The organism is Kitasatospora sp. Xyl93, assembly GCF_055383135.1.
The window spans coordinates 699982-718238 of the sequence record NZ_AP029185.1 but is presented as its reverse complement, the minus strand read 5'-3'; the positions used below and the strand labels follow the sequence as shown (position 1 = coordinate 718238).

9 protein-coding genes are annotated in these 18257 nt (G+C 76.5%); 2 read left to right on the top strand and 7 right to left on the bottom strand.

All coding sequences use genetic code 11. The annotated features are described in order from the left end of the window. Positions 1-246 precede the first annotated feature (246 nt). From ACZ5GH_RS03130 to ACZ5GH_RS03100, 7 genes are all read right to left on the bottom strand, one after another. Positions 247-3468, bottom strand: a complete 3222-nt coding sequence (locus tag ACZ5GH_RS03130) for an amino acid adenylation domain-containing protein (protein WP_464333344.1) — start codon at positions 3466-3468, stop codon at positions 247-249. After that, entirely contained in the window at positions 3465-4466 is a 1002-nt protein-coding gene (gene sbnB / locus ACZ5GH_RS03125) for a 2,3-diaminopropionate biosynthesis protein SbnB (protein WP_464333343.1), read from the bottom strand. Before sbnB ends, ACZ5GH_RS03130 begins: the two co-directional genes overlap by 4 nt. Continuing rightward, positions 4460-5479, bottom strand: a complete 1020-nt coding sequence (sbnA, locus tag ACZ5GH_RS03120) for a 2,3-diaminopropionate biosynthesis protein SbnA (RefSeq protein WP_464333342.1) — start codon at positions 5477-5479, stop codon at positions 4460-4462. The genes sbnB and sbnA overlap by 7 nt, the downstream gene beginning before the upstream one ends. 104 nt (positions 5480-5583) lie before the next feature. Further along, a complete protein-coding gene (locus tag ACZ5GH_RS03115) occupies positions 5584-6927 on the bottom strand; it encodes an MFS transporter (protein ID WP_464333341.1) in 1344 nt (447 codons plus the stop codon). Continuing rightward, complete coding sequence (locus ACZ5GH_RS03110) at positions 6924-13547, bottom strand: amino acid adenylation domain-containing protein (protein ID WP_464333340.1); 6624 nt, start codon at positions 13545-13547, stop codon at positions 6924-6926. Before ACZ5GH_RS03110 ends, ACZ5GH_RS03115 begins: the two co-directional genes overlap by 4 nt. Then, the gene (locus ACZ5GH_RS03105; protein WP_464333339.1) at positions 13544-15397 is read right to left on the bottom strand and encodes an amino acid adenylation domain-containing protein; all 1854 of its coding nucleotides are present in this window, start codon (positions 15395-15397) and stop codon (positions 13544-13546) included. The genes ACZ5GH_RS03110 and ACZ5GH_RS03105 overlap by 4 nt, the downstream gene beginning before the upstream one ends. Beyond that, complete coding sequence (locus ACZ5GH_RS03100) at positions 15394-15615, bottom strand: MbtH family protein (protein ID WP_387747593.1); 222 nt, start codon at positions 15613-15615, stop codon at positions 15394-15396. Before ACZ5GH_RS03100 ends, ACZ5GH_RS03105 begins: the two co-directional genes overlap by 4 nt. Positions 15616-15821: 206 nt before the next feature. Between ACZ5GH_RS03100 and ectB the strand changes: the two genes are divergently transcribed. Both ectB and ACZ5GH_RS03090 read left to right on the top strand, forming a co-directional pair. Further along, positions 15822-17123 (top strand): diaminobutyrate--2-oxoglutarate transaminase, encoded by a 1302-nt coding sequence (ectB, locus tag ACZ5GH_RS03095; protein WP_464333338.1) that lies wholly within the window; start codon positions 15822-15824, stop codon positions 17121-17123. 5 nt (positions 17124-17128) lie between these two features. Beyond that, positions 17129-18058: an ornithine carbamoyltransferase gene (locus ACZ5GH_RS03090; RefSeq protein WP_464333337.1), complete on the top strand. Its 930-nt coding sequence runs from the start codon at positions 17129-17131 to the stop codon at positions 18056-18058. Positions 18059-18257 lie beyond the last annotated feature (199 nt).

Genomic DNA, 18257 nt, shown 5'->3' with positions numbered 1-18257 from the left:
CTCAGCCTCTCGGGCCGGACCGGGTGCGGCGAGAGAACTACCGGCAGCCCTGTCGGCAGCCCCTCCACCGGGCCCGCTGCGTGTCCTTCTCTTCCGCCTCCCCCGCCCGGGCCCCTCCCGCTTCGGACCCCTCCCGGTGGGTGCGCCGGGCCGGGTGCCGCGGTCCGGTGCGCGGGCACGCCGACGGCGGCCGGGCCCCCGCACCGGTGCGGGGGCCCGGCCGCCGTCGGGCCGGTGGGTGTGCCGTCAGCCGAGCCGCTCCACCGGGAGGCCGGGGCGCTCGCCCGCGGCCGCGACGAAGGCGGTGAACGCGCCGGCCAGGTCGCGGGCGGCCGTCGCGGTCAGCAGGCCCTCCGGGTAGTGCAGCCGGCCGTCCAGGGCGCCGCCGTTCTCGCGCAGGTCGACCAGCACGTCGAAGGGGTGCCCACCCTGCCCGTGGTCGTACGGTTCGGCGACGACCCCGGGCAGGTCGACCCGGCCGGTGAGCGGGCCCAGCAGTTGGAAGCCGGCCTGGGCGACCGGGTTGCGGCTCGGGTCGCGCGGCGGGCGCAGCGCCGTCACCACGCGGTCGAAGGGCAGGCCCTGGTGGCGGTAGGCGGCGAGTGCGGTGGCCCGGGTGCGGGCCAGCACCTGGGTGAACGGCTCGCGCCGCCCGACCGGAGTGCGCAGCGCCAGGGTGTTGACGAACAGGCCGACCAGGTCGGTGAGTTCGGCGACCGGGCGGTTGGCGGTGAAGGTGGCCACGACCAGGTCGTCCGTCTCGCCGGCCGCGGTGAGCACGGCGGAGAAGCAGGACAGCAGCGCCATGAACGGGGTGGCGCCGGCCTCGCCGGCCGTCCGGTTGAGCGCGGCGGTGGCGGCCGGGGCCAGGGTGAAGTCGACCACGGCGTCCCGGCGTCCGCGCAGCGGCGGCCGGGCGCCGTCGCCGGGCGGCCCCGGGGCGGGCAGCTCCAGGACGGGCAGCGGCGCCCGGAGGTGGCGCAGCCAGTGGTCGAGGTCCTCCTCGGCGCGGTCCGCGTCGTCGGCTCCGGCGCGCTGCCAGGCCGCGTAGTCCGGGTAGTCGACGGGCAGGTCGGGCAGCCGGGGCGCGCGGCCGGCGCTCGCGGCCCGGTAGCACTCGGACAGGTCGCGCCAGAACACGCCCATCGACCAGTCGTCGGAGACGATGTGGTGGGTCACCGCCAGCAGCACGTGGTCCTCGGGCCCCAGGGCGAGCAGGACCAGGCGCAGCAGCGGGCCCCGGTCCAGCGCGAACGGCCGGGCCACCTGCTCCCGGACGGCCCGGCGGGCCCGTTCCTCGCGCTCGCCGGGCGGGGTGCCGGTGAGGTCCAGCAGTTCCGGGACGATCGGCAGGTCCTGGTGCACCACCTGGTGCGGCACCCCGCGGGTGGCCTCGAAGGTGGTGCGCAGCGCGGCGTGCCGGCGGACGGTCGCCCGCAGCGCCTCGTGCAGCGCGGCCGGGTCGATCCGGCCGCGCAGCCGGTGCGCGTCGTACATGGTGTACTCGGTGCTGCCGGGGGTGAGCCGGTCCAGGAACCAGAGCCGGTGCTGCTCCGAGGAGAGCGGCACCGGGCCGGGCGGGCGCGGCGGGACGGTGCGGCCGGCCTCCGGGGCGGCGGCCGGTCCGGCCGCGTCGAGCAGGGCCGCCAGTTCCTCCACGGTGGGCCGGGCCAGCAGGTCGGCGGGGGAGGGCGCGGCGCCGGTCAGCGCCCGCAGCCGGGAGCAGATCCGGGTCGCGATCAGGGACTGGCCGCCCAGGTCGAGGAAGCGGTCCCGGACGCCGATCGGGGCGACCCCCAGGGCCTGCTCCCAGACGTCGACCAGGGCCCGCTCGGTCGGGGTGCGCGGCGCCAGGTAGGCGGTGGCGAGCTCCGGGCGGCCGTCGTCGGGGGCGGGCAGCGCCTTGCGGTCGGTCTTGCCGCTCGCGGTGAGCGGCAGTTCGGGCAGCCGCACCCAGGCGGTGGGGACCATGTAGTCGGGCAGCAGTTCGCCCAGGTGCTTGCGCAGCTCGGTGAGGTCGGGTGCGTCGGGGACGACGCCGACCAGGTAGCCGACCAGCCGGCTGCCGCCGGTGGCGGCCGGGTGCGCGGCCACCACGGCGGCGTGCACCTGCGGGTGGGAGGCCAGCGCGGCCTCCACGTCGCCGAGTTCGATCCGCAGGCCGCGGATCTTCACCTGGTGGTCGAGCCGGCCCAGGTACTCGATCCGCCCGTCCACCCGGCGGCGCGCCAGGTCCCCCGTGCGGTAGAGCCGGGCGCCGGGCGGGCCGTACGGGTCGGGCCGGAAGGCGGCGGCGGTCAGGCCGGGCCGGCCGAGGTAGCCCCGGGCCAGCTGGACGCCGGCCAGGCAGAGTTCGCCGTCGGTGCCGGGCGGTACGGGCACCCCGTCGGGGTCCAGGACGTACGTCCGGGTGTTGGCCACCGCCCGGCCGATGGTGACCGGGGCGCCGGGCAGGCAGCGCTCGGCGGTGACGTCCACCGCCGCCTCGGTGGGCCCGTACAGGTTGAACAGTTCGCAGTCCAGCAGCTCGTGCACCTCGCGGACCAGGTCCGGCCCGAGCGCCTCGCCGCTGCACACGATCCGGCGCAGGGCGGGCAGTTCGGGCGGGCCGCCGTGGGTGCGGCGGGCCCGCAGGTCGGCCAGGAACTCCCGCAGCATCGAGGGGACGAAGTGCACGGTGTCCACCCGCTCCTCGGCCAGCACCCGGTGCAGGTAGGCCGGGTCCCGGTGGCCGCCGGGGCGGGCCAGGACGAGCGTGCCGCCGACCGCCAGCGGGCCGAAGAACTCCCAGACCGACACGTCGAAGGTGGCCGGCGTCTTCTGCAGCACCCGGCCGCCGCCGACCAGCCCGCAGTCGTCGCGCATCCACAGCAGCCGGTTGACCACGCCCCGGTGCGGCACCACGACGCCCTTGGGACGGCCGGTCGAGCCGGAGGTGAAGATCGCGTACGCCGGGTGGTCCGGCCCGGCCGCGGGGTCCGGGTTGTGGGAGGGCCAGTCCGGCTCGTCCGCGGGGACGACCGGGTGCACCCCGGCGTGCTCGGCGGCCCGCGCCGCCCCGGCGTCGGTGACCAGCAGGGCCGCACCGCTCTCGGCCAGGACCGCGGCGGTGCGCAGCGGCGGGTGCTCGGGGTCGAGCGGCACGTACCCGGCCCCCGACTTGAGCACCGCCAGGAGCGCCACCACCAGGTCGATCCCCCGCTCCAGCCGGACGCCGACCAGGGCCTCCGGCCCGGCCCCGGCCGCCCGCAGCCGGTGGGCCAGCCGGTTGGCCCGCTCGTTGAGCCGGGCGTAGCCCAGCTCGACGCCCTCGCAGACCAGCGCGACCGCGTCCGGAGTGAGCCGGGCCTGGTGCTCGAACAGCTGGTGGACGCACTGCTCCAGCGGGTACGGCCGGTCGGGGCCGGTCGCGTCGGCCAGGTACCGCCGCAGCTCCAGTGGAGCCAGGACGGCGGGCCGGGCGGTCACGGCGCGCCGCCGGGCAGGAAGTCGTCCAGCCGGGTGCCGCCGCCCCCGGCCTCGGCGCCGCGCCGCACCAGGTCGGCCAGTGCGAGGTCGAGGATGCCCAGGCCGAACGGGGAGAACACCGTGGTGCGCCGCGGGTCGCGCGGCCCCGGGGCCGGCCCGGCGAGCAGGCCGCCGATCATGGCGGTGATGAACTCCCGGTCGCCGGCCTCCTGTTCGGCCAGGTGAAGGGAGGTCGCGGCCCGGCACACGTGGTCCGGGTCGTCCACCACGTTGACCGCCGAGAGCACCGACTCCACCGTCAGGTCGCGCAGTGAGACGTGCAGGACCAGCGTGCCGGGCCGGCAGGGCCCGGTGGACAGGTGCGGGGTGGCGGCGGTGGTGGCGAGGCTGACCAGCGGGTGGGCGGCCAGCGCGTCCTCGGGCCGGTCCGCCACGGCGGTCTTCAGGCCCGGCTGCTCCCGCGCGCAGCGGGCGGCGAACTCCTCCGCCCGGACGCGGTCCCGGTCGTACAGGGTGACGGTGTCCAGGGCGGGCAGGACCACCCGGAGGAAGCGGAGCACCTCGAAGTTGATCACGCCGCAGCCGATCAGGGCCGCCCCGGTGTCGGGCTGCTCGCCGGCCAGGGTGGCGGCGGCCAGCGCGGCGCTCGCGGCGGTGCGCCGGGCCGAGACCAGGGACCCCTCGATCAGCGCCTCGGGGTGCCCGGTGCGCATCGAGTTGAGGATGATCGCCGCCGAGGCGCGCTCCAGGCCCAGCTCCAGGTTGCCGGGGAAGGAGGAGATCCACTTCATCCCGGCCACCGGCTGCTCACCGCCCAGGTAGGCGGGCAGGCCGATGATCCGGTTGCGCTCGTCCTCGGGGAAGCGCAGGAACACCGAGTGCGGGATCGCGCTCTCGCCCCGCGCGTGCCGGACGTAGGCCTCGCGGACGGCCGCCAGCACCTCCCGCTCCCGTCCGTCGAGGGCCTGTCGTACGTCGCGGGCACCCAGGATCAGCATGCTGCCACCTCCACCGAAGGGTCCTTCCACAGGTCGGCGGCGTCGCCGAAGTGCTCGGCCGCCCAGTCGTCGTTGTAGATCGTGTCCAGGTAGCGCTCGCCCCGGTCGGGCAGGACCACGGCGCAGACGGACCCGGCCGGCACCCGGGGGCGGATCCGGTCCAGGGCGCTGAGCACCGCGCCGGAGGAGCCGCCGGCCAGGATCGCCTCCCGGCGGGCCAGCGCGCGGCAGCCGACCAGGCAGTCCAGGTCGTCGACGTGCACCACCTCGTCGGCCAGGTCCGCGTCGAAGAGCGCGGGGCGCACCGAGGCGCCGTGGCCGGGGATCAGCCGGGGCCCGGCCGTCCCGCCGAAGATCACGCTGCCGACCGCGTCGACGGCCACGATCCGGGTCGACAGGCCGCGTTCGCGCACGTACTCGGCGCAGCCGCGCAGGGTGCCGCAGGAGCTGGTGGCGCAGACCAGGTAGTCGACCCGGCCGTCCAGCTCGTCGACGATCTCCCGCATGGTCTGCCGGTGCGCCCCGGCGTTCAGCGGGTTGGCGTACTGGTCCGGGCAGTAGGCGTGCGGGATCCCGGCGACCAGCTCGCGCACCCGGCGCAGCCGGACCGGCAGGTACTCGCCGGTGTCCTGGTCGCACTCGGTCACCACCTCGACCTCGGCGCCCAGGGCCCGCATCACGGCGATGTTCTGCTGGTTGGTGCGGCCGTCCACCACGCAGACGAAGCGCAGTCCGAAGTACCGGCAGACCTGGGCCAGGCCGATCCCGAGGTTGCCGGAACTCGACTCCACCACCACGGACTTGCCGGGGGTGAGGGCGCCGGAGCGGACCCGGTCGACGAGCATGTTGAGCGCGGCGCGGTCCTTGATGCTGCCGCCGGGGTTGTGCGACTCCAGCTTGGCGTAGGTGCGGAAGCCGCTGTCCGGGAAGATCCGGGTGAGTTCGACCAGCGGGGTGGCGCCGACGGTGGACAGCACGCCGCCGGCCACCCCGACGGCCGGGGGCGCCGTCACCGGACGCCCGCGCGCGCGTCGCGGCCGGCCCGGGCCGGGGAGGTTGGGGTACGGGTCATGGCGGGACTCCTGGTGAGAGCGTCGAGGAGAGGACGGGGACGGGCTCAGGCGGGTGCGTCCGTCGGGGCGGGGAGCGCCGGGTCGCTCGCCGCGGGGTCGTCGGGGGCGGCCGGGCCCCGGCGGACGGCCTTGCTGAGCGTCACCGCGGCGGCCAGCAGCACCATCCAGACGGCGAGCGCGGTCAGGGCCGTCCCGGTGCCGTACCACTGGAGCAGCAGGCCGCCGGCGAGCGAGCCGAGCGGCAGCGCTCCGCCGGACAGCACCGAGCTGGCGCCGGACACCCGGCCCTGGAGGTGGTCCGGGGTGGTGGAGAGCTGCTGAGTGGCGACGGCGACGTTCCAGATCGGGCCGACGAACCACATCAGCGCGTACAGCGCGCCGGTGAGCCAGAGGTCGTCGGCGAGGACCAGGCCGACCGCCAGCGCGGCCCAGGCCCAGTTGGCGCCGATCACCACGGCCGGCAGCGGCAGGCGCCGCCGGCACCAGGCGGCGGCGGTGGAGCCGAGCACGCCGCCCGCCCCCGCGACGCCCAGCAGGACGCCGATGCCGGTGGGGGAGGCGCCGCGCTCGTCGGCGAGCACCACGACGACCAGGAACAGCGCCCGGAACAGCAGGTTGCTGCCGGCGACGGCCAGGGCGGCGGTGCGCAGGAACGGCCGGCGCCACAGCCAGGCGAACCCGGCGGCCAGCTCGGCGAGCGGCTTGGCAGGCGGCCCGGCGTCGGCGTCCGCGCCGGTGTCGGCGGCGGCGGCGGCCTCCTTCGCCGTGCCGGGCGCCGACTGGAAGTCCTTGCGGATCAGCAGCAGCGTCACCACCGACACCGCGTAGCTGACCGCGTCCAGCAGGAACGGCAGGGCCCGGGCCACCCCGAAGAGCGCGCCGCCCAGCGGGGTGCCCAGGGTGATCGCGGCCCGTTCACGGGCCTCGTTGCGCGACAGCGCCTCGGTCAGCCGCCGTTTCGACACCAGGTGCGGGACGGCGACGTGCGAGGCCAGTTCGTGGCAGACCGTCAGGGTGCCCTCGACGAAGCCGACCAGCAGGATCTGGGCCAGGGTCAGCCGGTCGAGGGCCAGCGCGAGCACGATGCTCAGCGCGCCGGCCCCCCGGACGACGTCGCACCAGATCATCAGGCGCCTGCGGTCCACCCGGTCCACCAGCGCCCCGGCCGGTACCGGGAAGAGCAGCAGCGGCAGCAGCGCGGTGAACCCGGCGAGCCCCGCGTCGGCGGCCGAGCCGGTGACGGCCAGCACCAGCAGCGGGTAGGCGACGGTGGCACCCGTCGACCCCAGCATGGACAGCGCCGAGCCGGTCCACAGCAGGACGAAGTCCCGGTTGCGGTGCAGCGGCGGGTCCTCGGCGTCGGGCCGCCCGGCCGCGACGGCGGTCACCGGGCACCGCCCCGGCGGGCCCGGCGGGAGCCCAGCAGCGGCAGCGCGGCGGCCGAGCCCGCCTCCGGGTAGTCGGGCAGCGCGGCGGCCAGCGCGGCCACCGTGGCGCGGTCGAAGACCGCCCGCACCGGGACGTCCCGGCCGGTCGCCTCGCGCAGCCGCAGGGCGATCCGGGTGGCCAGCACGGAGTGCCCGCCGAGGGTGAAGAAGTTGTCGTGCGCGCCGATCCGCGGGTGGCCGAGGATCTCGCGCCAGGCGGCGGCGACGGTCCGTTCGTCCGGGGTCCTGGGTTCGACGAACTCCTGGACGCCCACGCCGGGTTCGACCGCCGGCAGGCGGCGGCGGTCGACCTTGCCGGAGGGGGTCAGCGGCAGCGCGTCGAGGACGGAGAAGGCGGCCGGGACCATGTAGTCGGGCAGGGTCGCCAGCAGCCGGTCGCGCAGTTCGCCGTGGCCGGGCACGCTGGCGCCGGGCACCGGTTCCAGGTGGGCGACCAGGTCGACCTCGCCGGTCGGCAGGGTCACCGGCTGGACCACGGCGGCCCGCACCTCCGGGCAGGAGAGCAGCGCGGTCTCGATCTCGCCGGGCTCGATCCGGTGGCCGCGGATCTTCACCTGGTGGTCGGCCCGGCCGAGCAGCTCCACGCCGCCGTCCGGGCGCCGGCGGCCGAGGTCGCCGGTGCGGTACATCCGGGCGCCGGGCACCCCGGCGTAGGGGTCGGGCAGGAAGGCGTCGGCGGTGGTGCCGGGCCGGCCGAGGTAGCCCCGGGCGGGGCCCGAGCCGCCGAGGTGGATCTCGCCGACCACGCCGTCCGGGGCCGGTTCCAGCCGCCCGTCCAGGACGTACAGCCGGGTGTTGGCCAGGACGGACCACGGGGCTCCGCCGGGGTCGGCGCCCGGCCGGGTGACGGTGGCCCAGACGGTGGTCTCGGTGGGGCCGTACAGGTCCCAGACCCGGGCGCCGTCGGCGGTGAGCCGCTCGACCAGGTCGGCGGTGAGCCGCTCGCCGCCGCTGAGCACCAGCAGTCCGGCGGGGGCGCTCCAGCCGGCGTCCAGCAGCATCCGCAGGGTGACCGGGGTGGCCTGGACGACGGCCGGGCGGGCGCGGTCCAGCAGCTTGGCCATCCGCAGCGGGTCCCTGGCCTCCTCGGTGTCGGCGAGGACCACCCGGCCGCCCGCGAGCAGCGGGAGGTACAGCTCCAGGACGGACGGGTCGAAGGAGACGGTGGTCAGCGCGGCGACCGCGTCGTCCGGCCGCACCGGAACCTGTTCGGCCACGGCGGTCAGGAAGCCGGCCAGTCCGCCGTGGGTGATCATGACGCCCTTGGGGCGGCCGGTGGAGCCGGAGGTGTGGATGACGTAGGCCAGCGCGGCCGGGTCGAGGTCCACGGCGGGCGCGGTGTCCGGGTGCGCGGCGATCTCCGCCCGGTGGGCGTCGGTCAGCACCAGCCGGCGCCCCCCGGCGGGCCCGTCGGCAGCGAGCCGGGCGGCCAGCGCGCGGTCGGTGACGACCAGCGGGCTGGCGCAGTCGTCGAACAGGAAGCGGATCCGGTCCTCGGGCAGGTTCGGGTCGACCGGCAGGTAGGCCGCGCCGGAGCCGAGCACGCCCAGCATCGCCGTCAGCAGCTCGGGGCCGCGCTCCAGGAGCAGCCCGACCACGGTGCCCGGGCCGGCGCCCAGCGCCCGCAGGTGGTGGGCCAGCCGGTTGGCGCGCGAGCGCAGCCCGGCGTAGTCGATCCGCTCCTCGCCGCAGACCAGCGCCACCGCGTCGGGCGTGCGCTCGGCCTGCCGGTGGAACAGCTCGGGCACGGTCGGGCCGTCCTGGTCGGCGGCGGGCGGCGGCCCGGCGGGCAGCAGGGCCCGGCGGTCGGCCGGGGGCAGCGTGACGGCGCGCGGGTCGGCCTGCGGGTCGGCCACCAGGCCGGCCAGCACGTGCCGGTAGGTCCGGGCCAGCAGGGCGAGCTCCTCGGCGCCGATCCGGTCCGCGGCGGCCTCCAGCTGGAGGGTGCCGGGCACGGTCGAGACCGACAGGCCGAACTCGTTCGGCGTCACGTCCTCGACCTCGTCGGCGTCGATGCCCTCGCCGGCCAGCACGTGCATGTCGGTGTAGTTGAAGAACACGTCGACCAGCGGCGTGTCCTGGCCCCAGGCGCGCTGCACGGCGGGCAGCGGGTGGTGCCGGTGCGGCCAGAGCGCGGTCTCCTCGGCGAAGACGGCCCGGGCCAGCGCGGGCCAGTCGGCCGCGTCGAGCACCACCGGGAACGGCACGGTGTTGAGGAACATGCCGCGCACCTGGTCGCCGTCGGAGGTCTCCGGGCGGGCGTTGCAGACCAGCCCGGAGGTGAACGCGGCCGGGCCGTCGGTGCTGCCGCCGAACAGGCCGAGCACGGTCAGGTGGGCGGCGAACAGCACGCTCTTCAGCGGCACCCCGGCCCCGGTGGCCACCGCGCGCAGGCCCGGCAGCAGGTCGGCGAAGCCCACCCGGGCGACCCGGTGGACGGCCTCGTCGCCGCCGTCCGCGCGGTGCCGCTCCGGGGCGGACCAGCCCTCGGGGACCCGCCACGGCCCGTACCGTGACACCCGCTCGCGCCAGAACTCCCGGTCCTCGGCGGACTCCAGGGAGCGGCGCTCCAGCGCGATGGTGTCGGCGAACCGGGTGGTCGGCGGGGGAGGCGGGGCCGGGTCCCGGCCGTCGCGCAACGCCCGGTAGTAGCCCAGTAGTTCGGGGACCAGGGAGTTCTGGCTCCAGCCGTCCAGGATGGTGTGGGCGTAGACGACGGTCAGCCGCCACCGCCGGTCGTCGATCCGGTGCGCGACCAGCCGCAGCAGCGGGGCGGCGGCCAGGTCGAAGGGCGTGGACTGCTCGCGCGCCGTGGCGGCGGCGAGTTCGGCCCGCAGCCGCTCGGGGGAGAGCCCGCGCAGGTCGTGGACCTCCAGCGGGACGTGCGCCACGGCGTGCACCAGCTGGAGCGGCTCGCCGTGGCCGGACAGGTCGACCGAGGTCCGCAGGATCTCGTGCCGCTCCGCCAGCAGCGCTGCGGCGGCGCGCAGCGCGTCGGGCGCGAAGCCGTCGTCCTCCTCGCGCACCGGGTAGCTCAGCACGTTGACGTACATGCCCCGGTCCGCGCCGGCCAGCATCTCGTACGCCATCCCGGCCTGCACCTGGGACAGCGGATAGGCGTCGGTCAGGCCGCCCGGCAGCCGCTCTCGGTCGCCCGGGGCGAGCAGGGCGAAGGGCGCCGTGGGCTCGGCCCGCCGGCCGGCCGCCCGCGGGGCCAGCGCCTCGGCGAGCAGGCCCAGGGTCCGGTACCGGAAGAGGTCCTGGACGGAGACGTCGAGCCCCTGCTCGCGCAGCCGGCCGACGGCGCGGATGGCGAGGATGGAGTCGCCGCCGAGGTCGAAGAAGGTGTCGTGCACGCCGATCCGGGAGACGCCCAGGGCCGCCGCCCACGCCCGGGCGACGAGGTGCTCGACCGGGGTGCGCGGGGGGACGTGCTCGGCGGCGGCCTGCGGCACCGGATCGGGCAGGGCCGCGCGGTCCAGCTTGCCGTTCGGCGTGGTCGGCAGCCGGGGCAGGCTGGTCCACGCGGTGGGGACCATGTGCTCGGGCAGCGACAGCCTCAGGTGGGCCTGGAGTTCGGCGGCGGCCGGCGCGGCGGCCGGGTCGGCCGGGACGACGTGCGCGGTCAGCCGCTCGCCGCCGGGCGTGCCGTGCAGCGCCGCCACGGCGTCGGCGACCAGCGGGTGGGTGCGCAGCGCGGCCTCGATCTCGCCGAGCTCGATCCGGTGCCCGTGCAGCTTCACCTGGTGGTCACCGCGGCCGTGGTAGGTCAGGGTGCCGTCGGGGTTGCGCCGGGCGAGGTCGCCGGTCAGGTAGAGCCGCCCGCCCGGGTTGGCCGGGTCGGGGTCGGGCACGAAGCGCTCGGCGGTCAGCGCGGGCCGGTTGAGGTAGCCGCGGGCGAGCTGGACGCCCGCCAGGCAGAGCTGCCCGGGGACGTCGACGGGCACCGGGGCGAGGTCGTCGTCCAGCAAGTGGACCCGGGTATTGGAGACGGGCGTGCCGATGGTGACGCGCTCGCCGGGCCGGCACGGGGTGGCGGTGACGTCGATGCTGGCCTCGGTGGGGCCGTACAGGTTGTGCAGCGCGGCGCCGCCGGTCACCGGGTGGCGGTGGCAGGCCTCGGCCAGGTCGTCGGGCAGGGCCTCGCCGCTGCACAGCACCAGCCGCAGCGCGGCGGGCGGGGTGTCGGCGGGCACGGTGGCCAGGAAGGCGCGGAGCATCGCGGGCACGAAGTGCAGGGTGGTGACGCCCTGGTCGGTGATGGCCCGGGCGAGGTAGCCGGGGTCGCGGTGGCCGTCCGGCCGGGCCATCACCAGGGTCGCGCCGGTGATCAGCGGCCAGAACAGCTCCCAGACGGACACGTCGAAGCTGTACGGCGTCTTCTGCAGCACCCGGTCGGCCTTGGTGAGGCCGTAGGCGTCCTGCATCCAGCGCAGCCGGTTGACCACGCCCCGGTGGGTGGTGACCACGCCCTTGGGACGGCCGGTGGAGCCGGAGGTGTAGATGACGTAGGCCGGGTGCAGCGGGTCGACGGCCGCGGCGGCCACGGGCTCCGCCGGCTCCGCGGCCTCCTCGCCGGCGTCGGCGTCCAGCAGCAGCACGCGGGCCCGGTGCGGGGGCAGCGCGGCCGCGAGGTCGCCGGTGGTCAGCACGACCGGGGCGGCGGAGTCCGCGAGCATGTGGGCCAGCCGGTCCGCCGGGTAGCCCGGGTCCAGCGGCAGGTAGGCGCCGCCGGCCCGGAGCACGGCCAGCAGCGCCACCGGCAGCTCCAGCCCGCGGTTGAGGCAGACGGCCACCGTGCGCTCCGGGCCGACGCCCAGCGCCCGCAGCCGGCGGGCCAGCGCCTCGGCGCGGGACTGCAGCGCGCGGTAGTCGAGCGCGTCCGTCCCGAAGCGCACGGCGACGGCCGCGGGGGTGCGCCCGGCCTGCCGCTCGACCAGGGAGTGCAGCAGTTCGTCGTCGGGGTAGCGCACCGCGGTGTCGTTCCACCGCTCCAGCCGGGCGCGCTCGTCCGGCGAGAACAGGGTGGCGCCGGTGACGGCGGTGCCGGGGTCGGCGGCGACCGCCTCCAGCAGCGCGGTGAAGTGCTCGGCCAGCACGGCCGCCCGCTCGGGGGTGAACAGGGCGGTGGCGTACTCGACCACGCCGGACAGCGAGCCGTCGGGCTGCTCGGTCAGGTGCAGCGTCAGGTCGAACTTGGCGCTGTGCCACGGCGTGGCGTACGGGGTGGCGCTCAGCCCGGCGCCGCCGAAGCCGTGGCCGGCGCTCGCCCCGTTGTAGGCGAACATCACCTGGAACAGCGGGTTGCGGGACAGGTCGCGCTCGGCGCCCAGCTCGTCCACCAGCCGCTCGAACGGGACGTCCTGGTGGGCGAAGGCGCCCAGCGCGCTCTCCCGGACCCGCTCCACGGCCTCCTCGAAGGTCGGCTCCCCGGACAGGTCGGTGCGCAGCACCAGGGTGTTGACGAAGAAGCCGAGCAGCTCGCGGGCCTCCGGGCGGGTGCGGCCGGCCAGCGGGGCCCCGACGGTGACGTCCGCGCGGCCGGCGTGCCGGGCCAGCAGCAGCTTGAAGGCGGCCAGCAGCAGCATGAACGGCGTCGCGCCGCGGCCGCGCCCCCAGGCGGTCAGGGCACGGGCGGTGCCGGCCGGCACGGTGAACGGCAGGATCGCGCCCGCCGGGTCGAACACCGGCGGCCGGGGCCGGTCGGTGGGCAGCTCCAGCGCGGTCGAGCCGGCCAGCTTCCGCCGCCAGTAGTCGAGCTGGCCGGCGGTCGCGGCGGCCGAGTGCGCCTCGCGCTGCCAGCCGGCCCAGTCCGCGTACTGCACCGCGGGCGGCGTCAGCGGGCTGGGCCGCCCCTCGGCGAACGCGGGGTACAGGGCACCGAGCTCGGCGGCGAGGACACCGACCGAATGGCCGTCGAAGGCGATGTGGTGGAAGGCCAGGACGAGGACGTGGTGCTCCTCGGCGAGCCGGACCAGCCGGGCCCGCAGCGGGGTGCCGGCCGTGAGGTCGAAGGGCGCGCGGGCCAGTCGCTCGACGAGCCCGCCGAGCCGGTCCCGGGCGTCGGCGGCGGGCAGCACGGCCAGGTCGACCAGCTCGAACTCCGGTGCGGCCACGTCCAGCGGCAGCTGGCGGGGCTCGCCGTCGACCTCCAGGTAGCGGGTGCGCAGCACCTCGTGGCGGGCCGACACCTCGGCCAGCGCGCGGCGCAGCGCCGGCACGTCCAGCGGGCCGCGCAGCTCCCAGCCGACCGGCAGCACGTACTCGGCGGTGCCGGGGCGCAACTGCTCCAGCAGCCACAGCCGCTGCTGGGCGAAGGAGAGCGGCAGCGGGCCGCCGCGGGCCAGCCGGGCGACGGCGCCCTCGGCGGCGGCGCCGGGAGGGGCGGGCCGGGCCGAGCCGCGCAGCAGGCCGTCCAGCAGCGCCCGGCGCCGCTCGGCCTGCGCGCTCGCGCCCGTCGTACCCTCGGCGTTCGTCGTGCCCTCGGCGCCCGTCGTGTCCTCGGAGTTCGTCGGGTCGGCGGGTTCGGCGGGGGGAGGGCCGGTCAGCGGAGCGCTCATCCCTCGATCACCTGAGACAACATCGACTCCACTTCTGCATCGGAAAGTTGCTCGACCCGCTCGGTGATCGCCTCGCGCAGCCGTTCGGCGAGCTGGGCCGGGGTGCGGGCGTCGAACACCGCGCTCACCGGCAGCTCGACCGGGAAGCGCTCGCCCAGCAGGGCGGTCACCTCGGTGGCCAGCAGCGAGTGGCCGCCCAGCTCGAAGAAGTCGTCGTGCACGCCGATCGCGGCCACCGACAGCAGCTCGGACCAGACCTCGACGACGGCCCGCTCGACCGGCGTGCGCGGGGCGGCCACCGGCGCCCGGCCCGGGTCGTCGCCGGGGGTCGGCAGCGCGGCCCGGTCCACCTTGCCGTTGGGGTTCAGCGGCAGTTCGGGCAGCCGCACCCACGCGGTCGGCACCAGGTACTCGGGCAGCAGCCCGCCCAGGTACTCCCGTAGCGGCCGGCCCGGCCGGTCGAGGGTGTCCGACACCACGTAGCCGACCAGCTGCTTGTCCCCGGCCGGGGTCGGCCGGACCGCGGCCACCGCCGCCCGGACCTCCGGGTGGTTGCTCAGCGCGGCCTCGACCTCGCCGGGTTCGATCCGGTGGCCGTTGATCTTGACCTGCTGGTCGCGCCGGCCGTGGAAGAGCAGCTGCCCGTCGGGGCCCTCGGTGACGAGGTCCCCGGTGCGGTAGAGCCGGGCGCCGGGCACCGTGCCGTACGGGTCCGGGACGAACCGCTCGGCGGTGAGCGCCGGGCGGCCGTGGTAGCCCCGGGCCACCCCCGGCCCGCCGACCAGCAGTTCACCGGGCTCGCCGGCCGGCAGCACGGTGACGCCGTCCTCCGCCACCACGTACAGGCTGGTCCGGGTGATGGCCCGGCCGATCGGGACGGAGCCCCGGGTCTCGGCCAGGGTGACCCCGCGCCGCGCGGCGCAGAAGGTCGTGCACTCGGTCGGCCCGTAGCCGTTGACCACCTCCACGCCCTGCTCCACCAGCATCCGCACCTCGGCCGGCGGCGCCACGTCACCGGCCACCAGGACCTGGCGCACCGTCGCCAGCGCGCCGGGCCGGGTGCGCACCACGTGCTGGAACAGCCCGGTGCTCAGCAGCGCCACGCTGACGGCGTGCCGGCGCACCGCCTCCTCGATCGAGGCGGCGGTCGGCACGCCCTGCGGCAGCACGGCCAGCCGGGCGCCGTTGCACAGCGCGCCCCAGACCTCGAAGGTGGACAGGTCGAAGGACAGCGGGGCGAGCATCAGCACCACCTGCCCCGGGTCGAGGTCCGCGTAGTCGGCCTCGTGTACCAGCCGCAGCACGTTGCGGTGGGTGACCCCGACCCCCTTCGGACGGCCGGTGGAGCCCGAGGTGTACATCAGGTAGGCCAGGTCGTCCGGTACGGCCCCCGAGGCGGGGGCCGTGGTCGGCAGGCCGGCCGCCGCCGACCAGTCCGGCTCGATCGCCACCCGGTCCAGGCCGGTGGCCGCGAACCGGTCGGCGAGCCCCGGCTCGACCAGCAGGACCCGGGCGCCGGAGTCGGCCACCATGAAGGCGAGCCGCTCGGGCGGGTACTCCGGATCCAGCGGCAGGTAGTGCCCGCCCGCCTTGAGCACGGCCAGCAGGGCGGTCACCACCTCCGGGCTGCGCTGGGCGCACACCGCGACCGGGGCGTCGGGCCCGACTCCGCGGGCGCGCAGCAGATGGGCCAACTGGTTGGCCCGGGAGTCCAGTTCGGCGTAGGTCAGCCGCCGTCCGCCGAACTCCAGGGCCGTCACGTCCGGCGTGCCCGACGCCCGTCCCGCGAACCACTCGTGCACGCACCGGTCGGGCAGGGGTGCGTCGGCGCGGCCAACCACGGTGTTCATGCCGTCCGGGTCTCCTGTTCCATCCGCCGACGCAGGCTCAGCGGACGCATGTCCGTCCAGACCGTGTCGATGTGGTCCAGGCAGTCCTGCTTGGGGCCCTCCTTGCCCTCCCGCTGCCAGCCGAGCGGGAGCTCCCGGTCGGCCAGCCAGATCGAGTACTGCTCCTCGTCGTTGCGGACCACCCAGTACGTGCGCGGGTCGGTACTCTCGTCAGCCATTCCGCTCTCCTCTCGCAGGGGCGGGCGCCCGCTCGGCCGGGGCGCCGCGACAGGAAGACTCGCCCGGGGCGGGCCGGACGCCATAGGGAAGAAGCGGCCGACAATCCGGCAGCCCCGCTGCCCGCAGGACTGCTGGTCCTTCTCTTCTGCGCGCCCGCGCCGCGCCGGAATGCTGGCCGGACCCCGCCGCGTCGGAAAGGACACCTATGACCGTCGAACGGACCGCGCCGGCCACCCCGGCAGAGCCGCCGGCCCCCGGCGACCACGCCCTCTTCGAGACCATGGAGGCCGACGTCCGGCTCTACTGCCGGAAGTTCCCGGTGGTCTTCGAGCGGGCCAAGGGCGCGGAACTGCACGCCGAGGACGGCCGGGTCTTCCTCGACTTCTTCTGCGGCGCCGGCACCCTCAACTACGGCCACAACCCCGACCCGATCAAGCGGAAGCTGGCCGCCTACCTCGCCGCCGACGGCGTCAGCCACGGCCTGGACATGTACACCGTCGCCAAGCGGGACTTCCTGGCCCGGATGGACGAGGTGCTGCTGCGCCCCCGCGGCCTCGACCACAAGGTCCAGTTCACCGGCCCGACCGGCACCGACGCGGTGGAGGCCGCCCTCAAACTGGCCCGCAAGGCCACCGGGCGGCGCGGCCTGGTCGCCTTCACCGGCGGCTTCCACGGCATGTCGCAGGGTTCGCTGGCGGTCACCGGCAGCCGGCGGGCCCGCCGGGCCGGCGGCGCGATCGCCCAGGACGTCACCTTCGTCCCCTACGAGGACGGCCCGCACGGCGCGTTCGACTCGATCGGGTACCTGGAGCGGCTGCTCACCGACCCGTCCTCCGGCACCGACCTGCCGGCCGCCGTGATCGTCGAGCCGCTCCAGATGGAGGGCGGCGTCTACCCGGCCTCCGCGGACTGGCTGCGCCGCCTGCGGGACCTGACGGTCCGCCACGGCATCCTGCTGATCGCCGACGAGATCCAGTCCGGCTGCGGCCGCACCGGCACCTTCTTCGCCTTCGAGCAGTCCGGCATCGTCCCCGACCTGATCACCCTCTCCAAGTCCATCGGCGGGTACGGGCTGCCGCTCTCCCTGGTGCTGCTGCGCCGCGACCTCGACTGCTGGGAGCCCGGCGAGCACACCGGGACCTTCCGCGGCAACCAGCTCGCCTTCGTCGCGGCCACCGCCGCCTGGGACTACTGGGAGCAGCCCGAGTTCCTCGACGCCCTCGCCGACAACGCCGAGCGGCTGCGCGAGTTCGGCGAGACCGTCCTCGCGAAGGTGCCCGGCGTCACGGCACGCGGCCGGGGCATGGTGCTCGGCCTCGACCTCGCCGGGGCGGGCGGCCCCGAGCGGGCCGAACGCGTCCAGCGGTACTGCTTCGACCACGGCCTGGTGGTCGAACTCGCCGGCCGGCACGACGAGGTGGTCAAGCTCCTCCCGCCGCTGGCGATCGACCGGGCCCCGCTGGAACGCGGCCTCGCCGTCGTCCTCGACGCGATCCTGGCCGGGTGAGCGCCGTGACCAGTCGCCGCCACCTGATCTCGATCGACGACCTCTCCGACCAGGAGCTGTACGACCTGGTCCGCCGGGGCACCGAGTTCGCCGCCGGCCACGCCGAGGACGCCCGCCCGCTGCGCGAGCACGTGGTCGGCATCCTCTTCCGCAAGACCTCCACCCGCACCAGGACGGCCTTCTCCGCCGGGGCGCTGCGGCTCGGCGCGCGGATCATCGGCTACGGCCCCGACGACCTCCAGCAGAACACCGGTGAGAGCGTCGAGGACACCGCCCGGGTGCTGTCCGGGATGCTCGACGTGCTGGTGGCCCGGACGGCGGGCCCCGAGGCCGAGCTGCGGGCACTGGCCGACCAGCAGACCATGGCGGTCGTCAACGCGATGAGCGCCGAGGAGCACCCGACCCAGGCCCTCGCCGACCTCACCACCCTGCACCGGCACTTCGGCCGGATCGACGGGCTCCGGGTGCTCTACGCGGGGGAGGGCAACAACAGCGCCTCCGCGCTCACGCTGGCCCTGTCCCGCTACCCCGGCACCGAGCTGCACCTGCGCACGCCGCCCGGCTACGGCGTCCACCCCCGGTACGTGGAGCGGGCCGCGGCCGGGGCCGGGCGCCGCGGCGGCCTGGTCGAGCAGCGGCACGACATGGCCCGCCTGCCGGAGGTCGACGTCGTCTACACCACCCGCTGGCAGACCACCGGCACCAGCAAGCCCGACCCGCACTGGCGCTCGCTGTTCGACCCCTTCCGGGTGGACGACGCGGTGATGGCCGCCACCTCCGCCCCGGTCTTCCTGCACGACCTGCCGGCCCACCGGGGCGAGGAGGTCACCGCCTCCGTGCTCGACGGACCGCTCAGCCTCGCCTTCGGGCAGGCCGAGAACAAGTACCACAGCGCGCGCGCCGTCCTGGAGTGGTGCACGGTCGGGAACGGCTGAGCGCGGTGTGGCGCGGCGGCGCGGTGGCGGCGTCGGGAACGGCCGGCCCGGCGCGCCGCCCGTTCCCGGCCCGTGCGCCGCGCCGCCGTCCCCGGCCGGCCGGGGACGCACCGGTGCCCACGTCCCCCGGGGGCACCGGTGCCCACGTCCCCTCCGGGTGCTCCGGCGCACCGGCGCTCACAGCCGGCGCGGGTGCTCC

Coding starts and splice junctions, on each gene's coding strand:
- sbnB (WP_464333343.1), bottom strand. CDS start 4,466: ATGCTGATCCTGGGTGCCCGCGACGTACGACAGGCCCTCGACGGACGG.
- ACZ5GH_RS03110 (WP_464333340.1), bottom strand. CDS start 13,547: ATGAGCGCTCCGCTGACCGGCCCTCCCCCCGCCGAACCCGCCGACCCG.
- ACZ5GH_RS03105 (WP_464333339.1), bottom strand. CDS start 15,397: ATGAACACCGTGGTTGGCCGCGCCGACGCACCCCTGCCCGACCGGTGC.
- ACZ5GH_RS03100 (WP_387747593.1), bottom strand. CDS start 15,615: ATGGCTGACGAGAGTACCGACCCGCGCACGTACTGGGTGGTCCGCAAC.
- ectB (WP_464333338.1), top strand. CDS start 15,822: ATGACCGTCGAACGGACCGCGCCGGCCACCCCGGCAGAGCCGCCGGCC.